Below are 13,373 nucleotides of genomic sequence, written 5' to 3' on the forward strand. Positions count from 1 at the left end.
ACAAACTATGAAAAATAAATTTATACTACCGCTTGTTGTTTTAGGAAGTTCTGTTTTTGGACAGTTTAACGTTTCTGGACAAATAGAAAATTATGCTAACAAACCTGTTTTGGTTAAGATTTTCGAGAATGCCGAAATGAAATTAATCAACAATGCGATTACTGACAACAATGGAAATTTCTCTGTAAAAGTTCCGAAAGCATACAATGGTTTTGTACGTATTGATTTACCAACTGGAGAAAATCTTTCGTTATTAACAGATAACAAAAATCTAAAATTCAAAACGGTAAGTGGACAAGAAATGTCTTCTAAGCTTGAAATTTTAGAGGGAAATACACAAAAAGAATACAATAAAGTTTTAGCTCTTCAACCATTAAATGAAATTCAGAACCAAGTTTTTCCTTATTTAATGCAAATGTATAAACCGACTGACGAGTTTTATACAGCAATGGTAAAAGAAGATAAACGAATAAAAGAGTTGAAACGTAACGAAAATTTCTCACCATTAATTACCTATATTAATGAGTTGAATGATTTGAAACAAAAAGCTCAAACAAATAAAGATACTGAAACCCTAAATGAAATTGTAAATCATTTTGTAAAAGATGATGTACGATTGGAGCAATCTGGAATCTTTAATGATTTAGTTTTTGCTTATATTAATGGAAAATTAGCTGTTGCTAACAATCAAGATGTAGAAGGAAATTTAATTGCTGCTACAGACGAAATTTTGGTTAAAACAGATATCAAAACAACAAGAGGTCAAAATGTATTGACAACTATCTTAAACTTTGTTCCTGAAAAAGAATATGCAAATTTTCATAAAAAATACGTAGATAAAGTAAAAGGTTTGACTTCTAACGTAACAGATCAATTGAAAAAGAAAGTAGGACAAAGCGCTTCTATGCAAGCAGGAAGTAAAGTTCCAAATATCACTTTTCCTCAACCTATTAACGGAAAAAAATCGTTGTATGATATCAAAGCAGATCAAAAATTAATTGTTTTCTGGGCTTCTTGGTGTCCTGCTTGTCAACAAGAAATCCCGCATATTAAAGAGTTTTATAAGAACTTTAAATCAAAAGGAGGAGAAATTGTTGCCATTTCTTTAGACTACGATCAAACAGCGTTTAATAGCGCTACAAAAGATTTACCTTGGTACAATTATACTGATCTTTTGAGATGGGATTCACCAATCGCAGCTGAGTTTGGAATAGAGTCTACTCCTACTCTAATTTTGGTTGATAAAGACAACAAATTAATTAAGAAAGTTCATCATATTTCTGAGTTAGAAGTATCGAAATAATAACGAAAAAGCTACATTGATTTTCAATGTAGCTTTTTTATTTTATTGAATTATTTTCTAAATAAATCCTTGACTGTTCTTGTAATGAATGATTAGGAAAATTCCGATCAGAATAGTGAATCCCCACAACGAACTTCCTCCATAACTAAAGAATGGTAGCGGAATACCAACTGTTGGGAAAAGCCCAATTACCATTGCAATATTGATAAAGAAATGGAAAAATAAAATAGAGGCGACTGCATATCCATAAAATCGTGCAAATCTATTTTTTTGATGTTCGGCTAAGAAAAATAATCGTCCAACAAAAATTGCGTAGACAATTACCAAAGCTGTACTTCCTATGAAACCCCACTCCTCTCCAACTGCTGTAAAAATGTAATCGGTTTGTTGTTCTGGTACAAATCTTCCTTTTTTAATAGTTCCTTGATTGTAACCTTTTCCATATAATTCGCCCGAACCAATCGCTGTTTTCGCATACAATAAATTATATCCCGAAGTATCACGATACTTTGCTTCTCCTTCGTACAAAACCATCACACGCTCTTTTTGGTGTTTGGGTAATTTCTCAAAAATGATCGGAGAAATAAAACTAACCGTGCTTGCAAATAATAACAACACAATAGACGCAATAATACTAAAATTCAGAACATTTGCAGCTAATCCAGATTGTGTTTTGAATGGCGAATCATTAATTTCTTTTTGTTCGGTTAATTTTAAAATTAAAACTGGAATAATTGATATAAAGAATCCTATCAATCCAAAGAAAGTTGTATTAAAAAATATTGGTTCTGAGAAAAATAAGGAACGCATTGGAAATAAATGTCCGAAAGATTCGCGTGTTTCCTCAGATAAATCTTCAACCAAATAACAAATTCCAATCAATAATAAAAAGAAAATTGATAAGCCGATTAAAACACCATGCATTGCATCAACTACATTCTGATTATAATTGAAAGCTAAGATTAATAACGCAATTGTCAGAATTATAAATCCAAAAACTAATAAAACATAAAAAGGAATTTGTACAATCGAAATCAAGAAAATGATTAATAATATGATTGGCGCTAAAATTATCCACGGATTAAGTCCTTCTCTGTACAAAGCAATACTTAATGAACAGAAAATAATTACTGATCCTAAATCGGGTTGTAAAAGAATTAAAACTACTGGTATTGCGATAATCAACAATATTTTTCCTATAAAACCTAAGTCTTTTAGATTTGCATTTGAATGATTGATAAAATTAGCAATCAACAAAGCTGTACCAATCTTAGCAAATTCGGCTGGTTGCAAACTCAGAGGACCAAAACGATACCACGCTTTTGCACCATTAATTTCCTTTCCAACAATCAAAACTCCGACGAGTAAAACGAGGGAAATGATATAAAAGACAGGACTATAAATTTCGAAAAAATTACGGTTGTTTCCACTCGCAATTATCAAAATCAATATCATCACCACCCCAAGTCCAAACCAAATTAGCTGTTTTACACCTAAATCTGGATTGACACTATACACATTCATAATCCCGAAAGTTACTATCAGAAACCCTAGGATCAGTACGGTCCAATCAATTCCTTTTAGTAATCTGCTTTGGCTCATGTTTTAGTTTTGTTGAATCTTTTTTTAATTTTAAACTATCTATTTTACTTCCGATCGAATCCTTTTTTACTGGTTCTACGTATAATCCTTTTCTTTTTAGATAATCTATCCATTGACGACGATATTCGCCTTGTAGATTACCATTTTTCATACGTTGCACTAACGCAGGACGTTTTATTGTATCTGTTACATACAATTCAGCAATCAAACTCGCCATTGGTCCAGCATAAGTTGTACCCCAAGAACCATTCTCTACAATTGCAGCAATCGCAATTTTTGGTTTATCTGCTGGAGCAAACAATACAAATAATGAGTGATCTTGTCCATGAGAATTTTGAGAAGTTCCGGTTTTACCAAATTGTACAAAAGAACTTGTATCAAAACTACGAGCTGTACCCATTGTAAATACATTACGCATTCCGCGTTGAATGATGTCAAAATGTTTTGGATCAACCAATGTATTTTTTTTCACCATATAGGTAGAATCTGTCAATGGTTTTCCATCAATACTATGTACAATATGCGGTGTATAGAAAAATCCTTTATTAGCAATAATTGCTGTATAATTAGCCATTTGTAGCGGAGTTGTATTAATATCTCCTTGTCCCATACCATTAAAAATAATACGGTAAGGATTCCAAACACCTTCTCCAAAACGATTGTCGTAAAACTCAGCTGTCGGAATAAGACCTTTGCTACCAACAGGTAAATCTGTTCCCATAAATTTTCCTAATCCGAAACTATTCAAAATGGAAGCCCATTCGTTAATTCCTACACTATAATCGTTTGGATCTTTACGAACAATATCTCGGTAAGCCTCTGAGAAAAAGTTATTACACGATTTTCCAATCGCATGTTCTAGACCTTGTGGTGTATAATACATTCCACAGTGACAACCAATATGCATACGTCCATAACGGAAACCATGTTTACAAACATACGTTGTCTTTTCTGTCATCGTTCCCATTTGTAAACCAGCCAAAGCCGTTACCATTTTGAATGTAGAACCAGGAGGATAAGTTCCTTGTAAGGCTCTATCATAAGTTGGACGAGCAATAGAATCGTTGATTAATGCACTTCTCAACTTTGTATTCAAATAATCATTTGGATTAATTGTAGGTGCAGATGCTAAAGCCAAAATTTCACCATTATTAGGATCAAGTGCGACAATTGCCCCACGCTTATTTTGAAGCATTTGTTCTGCTAATTCTTGCAATCTATAATCAATTGTCAAATGAACTGTTTTTCCACTTTTTACAGGTCTATCATAATCTCCATTTTTATATGGACCAACAACGTTCATTGTTCGATCTACAATCCAGTTTTTTACACCTTTTACTCCACGCAAATCTTTTTCATACGATTTCTCAACTCCGGCAATTCCTACTAAATCTCCAGGTTGATAATAGGTAGAATCTGTTTTGATATAGGATTGATTGGCCTCATTTATATAGCCTAGTATATTTCCTGCAGAATTTACCATGTACTTACGTTCAGGACGTTTGATGATACTAAACGCTGGATACAAATACAATTGCTCTTGCATACGAGCAAAATTCTCGCGCGAAATATTCTTTAAAAAAGGATATGGAGATAATTTTTTGTAATCTTTTGCAGTTACAATTTTATCTAAAATAGAATCAAATTGTTGTGTAGAAATTCCAATCATTTTAGAGAATTTAGGCTTATCAAAACCATTCATATATTCTCCATAACTGTCAATTAATTTTCCTGGAATAACATCTAATTCGTACGAATAGGTATTACTCACCAACAATTTTCCGTTTCGATCAAGAATATCACCACGATTGGGATAAATGATTTCTTGCTTGATCGACGTATTAAATGCATTTAACGTATAACGATCTGTAAATAATTGCAAATACGCTAAACGTCCTATAAATAGAAACACTATAAACAGGATGAGTGCATAAACAACCATCAACTTTTTCATACTCCAACTTTATTTTTAAATAAAATTTTATAAATAAAGACAAACACAAAAGTTACTCCCGAATTGATTAATGCTTTTAGCATCAAAGGTCCAATTCCTGATGGTTTAAAATTCTCAAGAAGTAATAAAATAATATGATGTGCAAGAATTAGAATAATTAAATAAAATAACCATTGCGCAAAACTAAACGAATTGAAAGAGAAAAATTCCATTTCGTAATCTTGTTTTCCTGCCAAAAGTTTGATAATTGGATTTCTAAGAAATGCGATAAGTGTTAATGCGAAAGCATGAATTCCACCTGTATATTCGAAAATATCAATCATTAATCCTAACATAAATGATAAGATTAATAAGGCATATTTATTTTGATAAGGCGGATAAAATAATACAAATACAATATAGATATATGGTTGATAGCTTCCTAAAAAGTTGATGTGATTGAACACAAAAACTTGTAGCAAAGCTAAAACGATAATCTTGATAATATTGATTAAAAAATCTTTATTGAACATTCTTTGGACTTGTTATTGTATCTGATTTTTCTACTTGTTGAATTTCAACTTTATTAAGGTTTGTAACCACATAAGCTTGTGCTAAATTGGCAAAATCTTGTTTCAATCTTACTTGAACTTTCATTTCTCCTGTTTCGTCAATTCCTTTGCTTACAACTTTACCTATAATAATTCCTTCTGGGAAAACTGGCGATTTACCATCTGTTTCGATGATATCACCTTTTTTCACTTCGATGTATTTCGGAATTTCATATAACTGGACAAAACGAGGATCTTTTCCATCCCATTTCACTGTCCCGAAATATTGATTTCCTTTGATACGCGCATTGATATTGATATCCTTGTTTAACAACGAAATTGCACGAGAATAATTTTTTCCTGCAAAAGTTACAATACCAATTACACCATTATTTGTAATAATTCCGTCACCTTTTTCTATTCCGTCATTTGTTCCTTTATCAATCGTCAAAAGGTTTTGCGTTTTGATAATCGAGTTGTTTACAATCTCAGCAGGTACAAAAGAATACGTTTGATGATAACCTAAGGTATCCGATTTGTAAAACTTTTTAGTTTTCGCATCTTTAATCCCTAAATGCACCAATTGCTCACGCAAAAAGGCATTTTCGTCCATCAAATCTTTATTGGTACTCGGTAAATTAATAAAGTTTGTCACCTTTGCAATTTTATCATCCACATAACCTGTAAACGAAGTGCTTGCAGAGGCAAGAATAGTTTCGTGATAAATATTTTTCTTAAAGACAAGAAACAACGCAATTAACTCTAAAAAGACAAAAATTAATAGCATTCCATTTCTTCTAATGGCATTCAGAATATATTGCATTGCTCTTTACTCTTCTATTTCATTAAGAAAGTGAATTTATCAATATTTTTAAGTGCAATACCTGTTCCACGAACAACAGCACGTAAAGGATCATCAGCCAAGAAAACTGGTAAACCTGTTTTTTTAGAAATACGTTGATCTAAACCTCTCAACATAGCTCCACCACCAGCCATATAGATACCAGTGTTGTAGATATCAGCAGCTAATTCTGGAGGTGTTTGAGATAACGTTTCCATTACACCATCTTCGATGCGTAAAATTGATTTATCTAATGCACGTGCAATTTCGCGGTAGTTTACAGTAATTTCTTTTGGTTTTCCTGTAATCAAATCACGTCCTTGTACTGGCATATCATCTGGTGCATGCTCTAATTCTTCTACAGCAGCTCCAACTTCAATTTTAACACGCTCGGCAGTTCTTTCTCCGATATATAAATTATGATGGGTTCTTAAGTAATATGCAATATCATTTGTAAAAACATCACCTGCAATTTTCACAGATTTGTCACAAACAATACCACCTAATGCAACAACAGCAATTTCAGTTGTACCACCACCTATATCAATAATCATGTTACCCTTAGGTTGAGTGATATCAATTCCAACTCCTATCGCAGCAGCCATTGGTTCGTAAATAAGACGAACATCTTTAGCATTAACACGTGCGCAAGAATCTTTTACGGCACGTTTTTCAACTTCTGTAATTCCAGAAGGAATACAAATCACCATTCGCAATGAAGGTGAAAATAATTTTCCTTGAATTCCAGGAATTTTCTTGATGAACTCTGTCAACATGAATTCTGAAGCTTCAAAATCTGCAATTACTCCGTCTTTCAAAGGACGAATTGTTTTTATATCATCATGCGTTTTACCTTGCATGTGTTTTGCTTGTTCTCCAACAGCAATAACTTTATTTGTTCTTCTATGTATAGCGACGATAGATGGACTATCTACTACAACTTTATTATTGTGGATAATTAAAGTGTTAGCAGTCCCCAAGTCAATCGCAATTTCTTGCGTGAAAAAATCAAATAATCCCATCGTTGATTATGTCTCAGTATTATTAAAAATGAATGTACAAAAGTATAATAAATTTAGATGATTATAAAAGAGATTTTAATTTTTTAATCATCTAAATATTTTTACTAAAATAGTAAGATTTTAACAATAAAAAAGGGTTAAAAATATTTTAACCCTTTTTTATGATTTTTATTGAATTTGAATATCGTAAGGTAGCCTAACTTGAACACCTTTTTGCTCATTCATCATCTTTATTTCTTTGTAAATTCGGATTCCGTCCGAACCTAATTCTTTTGCAATTGCTGCCTCAGTATTTTTTCCTTGAAGATTATCCATAAATTCTTCAAAAGAATCTTTTCTTTTTGGATAATTTTCTGTTGAATATTTTTCAATTTTAGCCAATTTAGCGGCTTCTTTTATCGCTGTATCTAAACTTCCAAAATCATCTACTAGACCAATTTGTTTTGCACGAGTTCCAGACCAAACACGTCCTTCTCCTATTTTATCAACTTGCTCGTATGTTAATTTTCTATTTGTTGCAACGTGATTTACGAATTTCCCATAAATCAATACGATTGATTTTTGCATCGTATTTTTTGCTGTTGGTGATAATGGTGTTGTCAAAGATTTTAACTGATCTGCATTTGCATTCGTTTTTACTTCATCAAAATCTAATCCGAAATTATTGAATAATTTTTGCGCATTTGGGATCATTCCGAAAACTCCAATCGAACCAGTAATTGTATTTGGTTGAGCATAAATTTTGTCAGAAGCTTGTGCAATGTAATATCCACCAGATGCTGCAACATCACCAAAAGAAACTACGATTGGCATTTTTGTTTTCAATTGCATCAATTCATATAAAATTTCTTCTGATGCATTTGCGCTACCTCCAGGAGAATTTACACGTAAAACTAAAGCTTTGATTTTATCGTTTTGACTGATTTTGCGAATCGCATCCACATAAGTCTTCGATTGAATACCATCAAAACCATCCCCTTCAGTAATTGTTCCAGATGCATATAAGACTGCAATTTTATCTTTTTCAGATTTATCTGATAAGGTTTCAAAATAATCTTCTACTTTTATGGTATGTTTTTCAAGAACTTCAAAATCAGTTTTTGATTTTTCTTCTTTCAGACCAAGTTTTGTGAATAACATTTTTTGATATTCATTTTCTTGCGCCAATACATCATAAATCTTATTTTCTTTTCCTGTTTCTGGGATGAAAGCATACAAACTATCTGTTACTGTAGTGAATTGTTCAGGAGAAATTTTACGCGATTTTGTAATCGAGTTTGAAACATTACCCCACACATCATTCAATAATTCTGACAATTGTAATCGATTCTCATCAGACATATTTGTTCTCATATAAGGCTCTACAGCACTCTTAAATTGTCCGTGACGAATCACCTGAAAATCTACACCATATTTATCTCCTGCATTCTTGAAGAACATAATATTAGAACTTAAACCCTGTAATAAAGTTCCTCCCAAAGGATTTTGATAAATTTTATCAGACACACTACTTATATAATATGACAGCTGACTTCCTGAATTAGAATATGAATACACAAATTTTCCAGATTTCTTAAAATCTTCTAGTGCATTACGAATTTCAGTCGCTTGCGTAGCTCCACCAGAAAATTTATCCAATTTCAGACTAATTCCTTTTATTTTATCATCATTCTTCGCTTCTTCAATTGAATGAATAATATCTTGTAAAAAAACATTTGGACTTTCTGACATATCAAAAATAGAAACCGAACGATCCATATCACTTTCCATAATTGGATCTTCTAACGAAATTTCTAAAACAGAACCGTCTTTTACACTTTTTGTTGGAGCAGATAATGCTGAAACAAATATCAAAACGAAAAGCAGTATGACAAATACACTAATCGTTAATAGATTTCCTATGATTGTTGAGAATACTCTCCCGAAAAAGTTTTTCATTTTTAATTTATTATTACTTTTGCTCTATATGTCGCAAAATATAGTCATTTTGTTACTCGGTACAAACTTAGGTGACAAAAAAAATAATTTAGAAATCGCTAAAAACCTTATAAACAAAGAGGTAGGTGAAATAAAAAAAGAATCAAATATTCTTGAAAATAAAGCTGAAGGATTTACTACAGAGCATTTATTCTTAAATCAGAAAATAGAAATCAATACAAGTTATTCTCCATTTGAGGTTTTGAAAAAAATTAAAGATATCGAACAAAAAATGGGTAGAATCTATTCTAAACCAAAAGAAAATGAGAATTACGTTGACCGTTTAATAGATATTGATATATTATTCTATAATAAACTTTTAATCAATTGTAATTATTTAAAAATTCCTCATCCTCAGAACTATTCTAGAGATTTTATCAAAAGTTTATATTTTTATTAAGATATTAACTATTAATTCATTAGTTTTGTAAAATTATATTAAGATATGCTTTATATTAGTTATAAAAATAATTCTAACCTATGAAAAAACTTTTATCTTTATTAATCTTAGGTGCTGTGGCATGTGCTAGTGCACAGACCAAGTACGATGAAAAACCATTCAACAACAGTAAAAAAGAATTTAACGATTGGTCATTATCTGTTTTCGCTGGTACTAATGCTATGCAAAATTCTGATTTAGTATCATTTATGGGAGGATACTTTACTCCTGGATATGATTTACAATTTCAAGTCAATAAACAAATTTCTCATGCTTTCGGCTTAAGTTTACAATACCAATTGGGACAATCAAGGCAAAAAGGAACTATATACGACAATACCCCTTGGGGAAATGCTTATCAAGGAAAAGCGCATGGAAAAACAAAATATAATGGAATCTCTGTTTTAGCTGATATTAACGCATCTAATCTATTAAGAAGAGTAGATAATAGAACTGAATTTAAATGGGCTATGCATTTATATGGAGGTTTTGGTATATTAGGCTACAAAGCTTATAGACAACATTATTATGGATCAGGTAATGATTACGGTTTAGTTACTGATCAAAAATTATCTGACAAATCAGTATACGCTCAAGTAGGAGCTGGTTTACGTTATAAATTAAGTGACAAATTAGATCTTGAATTACGTGGGATGTACGTAATGTCTGGTGACGAAGAGTTTGATGGATCAGGAAAACCAGTAATTGGGTATTGGACAGCAGCAGATGTTGAAGAAGGTCGTGATGATAATATGATTACTCTTTCTTTGGGATTACATTATAAAATTGGTAAACATAAAGATGCATTACAATGGGTTTCTCCTATAGCATACAAAGCTCCTGTAGAACAAACTCCTTTCGAATGCATTGACGAAGATCGTGATGGTGTTTGTGATCAATGGGATAAATGTCTTGGGACTCCAGAAGGAATTCGTGTCGATGGATCAGGATGTTCTTTAGATTCTGACGGAGACGGTATTCCTGATAGTGAAGATAAATGTCCTACAATTCCTGGACCTCCAACAAATGGTGGTTGTCCTGAAAAAGTAATTAGAATTTCTGGTGAAGATGTTGCAACGACAATTAATGCATACTTAGAGGGTATCGAATTCGATTACAACTCTGATCGCATTAGAGAACAATCTTATGAAAAATTAAATCATGCTTCTGAGGTACTATTAGCAAATCCAGATTTCAAATTCGTAGTGGAAGGTCATACAGATGCTGCTGGTGGTGTTGATTATAACCAAAAATTATCTGAAAGACGTGCTGCTTCTGTTGTTCGTTACTTAGCTAACAAAGGTGTTGACACAACTAAATTGTCGTCTGTAGGAAAAGGTAAATCTGATTTAAAATGGCCAGAATGTAATCCTGTTACAAACTGTCCTGCTTGGAAAAACTTAGAAAACAGACGTGTAATTTTCAAAGAAATTAAATAGTCTAAAATTTAATCATACAAAAAAAGCTCAGTTAATATTAACTGAGCTTTTTTATTATTTTATATTTATATTTTCTTCTTTTAAAGAATATTAATCGAATTAATTATTCAATAATAACGATTTGATTAGAATTAGAAGAAACTTTATACAAAAAGTATTTGAGCATATTTTTTATTTCTTCCGTTTCTTTAATCGGAATTAAGATATTATGAATCTTCTCTAGCGTTTTTATTTGATGATGATATTCGTAATAACCATATCCTTTAAATTCTCCATTCTCAACTAAATAAAATGATTTTTCAATTCCTTTTCGTCCTTTATCAATAATCAAAAAAGTTTCGGAAGGATATTCAGTTGTTTTAATAAAACTTTGAATTCGCTCATTATAAACTTCTTTAGATTCCTCTTTCACACAAGCTCCATTGCATTTATTTACTTTATATTGAAAACAAGATTCATCAGATTTAATTCCCGCATTTACTTGCTGACAAAGATTATAATCATGAACAATTTTCTCTAAAACCTCTTTTGCACGTTCTTTAGTTTTAAATTTCAAAACAGGTTGTGTCTTTCTAACTTTCCCTATTTCTAATCTCGAATAACCACGTTTAGACTCCAAATAATACAATCCAAAAGGATAAACTTTATTCTCAACCAACTTTACGTTATACATTGGTTGATTATTCAAAATCTCATTATTTTCTTTAATTGCTGCAAGAAAACCACTTCCGGTTTCTTCGAATTTTATAGAACGAGTATAACGCTTAAGTTTATTTGCTTTTAGAGTTTTTGATGTAAAAATTTGATTAATAGATCGCGCAATATTATTGCTTCGACTAATATAAATAAGTTGTTTTCGGCTATTGTATAAATAATAAACCCCGATAGAATTAGGTAAACCTTCAAGCAGTTTCTGATACTTAGAATGTGCTTTTTTAGGTTGTTTTAAACCTGTTTTCTTCGTGATTATTTTTTCCGAATCTTTATCTAACAATAATTTAAACAAAGAAATTGTCGCTCTTGCATCTCCAGAAGCCCTGTGTCTATCTGTCACTACAATTCCAAGCGATTCGCATAATTTTCCCAAAGAATATGAAGGTAATCCTGGAATCAATTTTTCGCTATATTCGAACGTATCAATCCATTCTTTTTCGTAATTATAACCCAAACGATCGAATTCTTGTTTTAGCATTCTATAATCAAACATTACATTATGTCCAACTAAAATACAATCATCTGTAATCTCAACAATACGTTTTGCTATTTCATGAAATTTAGGCGCTGTCAGCACCATTTTATCCGAAATATGCGTTAATCTTTGTACATATTGGTCAATCTTTTTTTCGGGATTGACTAATGATATAAACTGATCGACAATTTCTTTTCCATCATATTTATACACCGCAATCTCTATGATTGACTCTTCCCCTACTTTTCCGCCAGTCGCTTCTATATCTAAAATCGCGTACACGTGCTTATTTTTTTCCTTTTAAAAAATTAGTTAACATTTTCATTCCAAAATCCATCAATTTTCGAGTTGCAGTACGACTTACATCACGCACAACAGGATTATCTGTCCAATCTTTTTCCTTAGGAACACTTCTTGTTGAAGTTGCTTTAGCAGCAGGTTTCTCTATATTTTTTTGTTGTTCTAATTTTTTCGATAAAATTTCATTTGCAGATTCACGATCAATATCAGTTGCATATTTTATCACTAAATCTGAATTTGAGGTAATCGTATCGATTTCATTTGAAGTCAAAATATCCATTCTCGAATTTGGCGCTCGCATATACGTATACGCCAAAGGAGTTGGAATACCTTTTTCGTCTAAAGCTGTCACAAAAGCCTCTCCAATTCCTAATTGCGTGATGACCTCATCCGCTTTATAATAGGTTGTTGTCGGATAATTTTCGATTGCTTTTGTTATTTCTTTTCGATCTTTCGCAGTAAAACCTCTTAACGCATGTTGAACTTTAAGACCTAATTGACTCAAAACTGCATCAGGAACATCACCAGGAACTTGCGTTACAAAATATAATCCCACACCTTTAGAGCGAATTAATTTTACCATTGTTTCAATTTGATTCAATAAAGCTTTCGTAGCTTCCTTAAAAATCAAATGTGCTTCATCAATAAAAATCACCAATTTCGGTTTATCAGAATCTCCAGATTCAGGGAATTGAGAATAAATTTTATTCAATAAACTCAACATAAAAGTTGAAAATAAATTAGGCTGATTTTGAATATCAATCAAACGAATAATAT

At 31.7% G+C, this 13,373-nt stretch carries 11 protein-coding genes; 3 read left to right on the forward strand and 8 right to left on the reverse strand.

The genetic code is table 11. The features are described from left to right. Positions 1–7 precede the first annotated feature (7 nt). Entirely contained in the window at positions 8–1,303 is a 1,296-nt protein-coding gene (locus tag B2217_RS08945) for a TlpA family protein disulfide reductase (protein WP_180905006.1), read from the forward strand. A 57-nt stretch (positions 1,304–1,360) separates the two neighbouring features. Here the strand turns inward: B2217_RS08945 and rodA are convergent, their stop codons facing one another. The 6 genes from rodA to sppA form a co-directional block, all read right to left on the reverse strand. Beyond that, entirely contained in the window at positions 1,361–2,905 is a 1,545-nt protein-coding gene (gene rodA, locus B2217_RS08950) for a rod shape-determining protein RodA (RefSeq protein WP_180905007.1), read from the reverse strand. After that, positions 2,874–4,859 carry a peptidoglycan D,D-transpeptidase FtsI family protein gene (locus B2217_RS08955; RefSeq protein ID WP_180905008.1) on the reverse strand — a complete coding sequence of 662 codons (1,986 nt, stop codon included), beginning with the start codon at positions 4,857–4,859 and terminating at the stop codon, positions 2,874–2,876. Before B2217_RS08955 ends, rodA begins: the two co-directional genes overlap by 32 nt. Beyond that, positions 4,856–5,371, reverse strand: coding sequence for a rod shape-determining protein MreD (gene mreD / locus B2217_RS08960; RefSeq protein WP_291122357.1), 516 nt, complete (start codon positions 5,369–5,371; stop codon positions 4,856–4,858). The genes B2217_RS08955 and mreD overlap by 4 nt, the downstream gene beginning before the upstream one ends. After that, positions 5,361–6,212, reverse strand: a complete 852-nt coding sequence (mreC, locus tag B2217_RS08965) for a rod shape-determining protein MreC (RefSeq protein ID WP_038331976.1) — start codon at positions 6,210–6,212, stop codon at positions 5,361–5,363. The genes mreD and mreC overlap by 11 nt, the downstream gene beginning before the upstream one ends. 14 nt (positions 6,213–6,226) lie before the next feature. Beyond that, on the reverse strand, positions 6,227–7,252 hold the full coding sequence (locus B2217_RS08970) for a rod shape-determining protein (RefSeq protein WP_038331974.1): 1,026 nt from the start codon (positions 7,250–7,252) through the stop codon (positions 6,227–6,229). A gap of 168 nt (positions 7,253–7,420) precedes the next feature. Then, positions 7,421–9,106, reverse strand: coding sequence for a signal peptide peptidase SppA (sppA, locus tag B2217_RS08975; protein WP_260442857.1), 1,686 nt, complete (start codon positions 9,104–9,106; stop codon positions 7,421–7,423). A 13-nt stretch (positions 9,107–9,119) separates the two neighbouring features. On the opposite strand from sppA, the gene folK reads away from it, so the two are divergent. Together folK and B2217_RS08985 are read left to right on the forward strand one after the other, a co-directional pair. Continuing rightward, positions 9,120–9,629: a 2-amino-4-hydroxy-6-hydroxymethyldihydropteridine diphosphokinase gene (gene folK / locus B2217_RS08980; RefSeq protein WP_260442858.1), complete on the forward strand. Its 510-nt coding sequence runs from the start codon at positions 9,120–9,122 to the stop codon at positions 9,627–9,629. 80 nt (positions 9,630–9,709) lie between these two features. Then, positions 9,710–11,107, forward strand: coding sequence for an OmpA family protein (locus B2217_RS08985; protein WP_180905011.1), 1,398 nt, complete (start codon positions 9,710–9,712; stop codon positions 11,105–11,107). A 103-nt stretch (positions 11,108–11,210) separates the two neighbouring features. On the opposite strand, the gene B2217_RS08990 is transcribed toward B2217_RS08985, so the two are convergent. Then, on the reverse strand, positions 11,211–12,578 hold the full coding sequence (locus B2217_RS08990; RefSeq protein ID WP_291122360.1) for an exonuclease domain-containing protein: 1,368 nt from the start codon (positions 12,576–12,578) through the stop codon (positions 11,211–11,213). Between the two features lie 4 nt (positions 12,579–12,582). Beyond that, on the reverse strand, positions 12,583–13,373 hold a 791-nt coding region (locus B2217_RS08995; RefSeq protein ID WP_291122362.1), incomplete at its 5' end, for a helicase HerA-like domain-containing protein.

Source organism: Empedobacter sp. UBA7620 (genome assembly GCF_002484185.1).
In the GTDB taxonomy this organism is placed as follows: domain Bacteria; phylum Bacteroidota; class Bacteroidia; order Flavobacteriales; family Weeksellaceae; genus Empedobacter; species Empedobacter falsenii_C.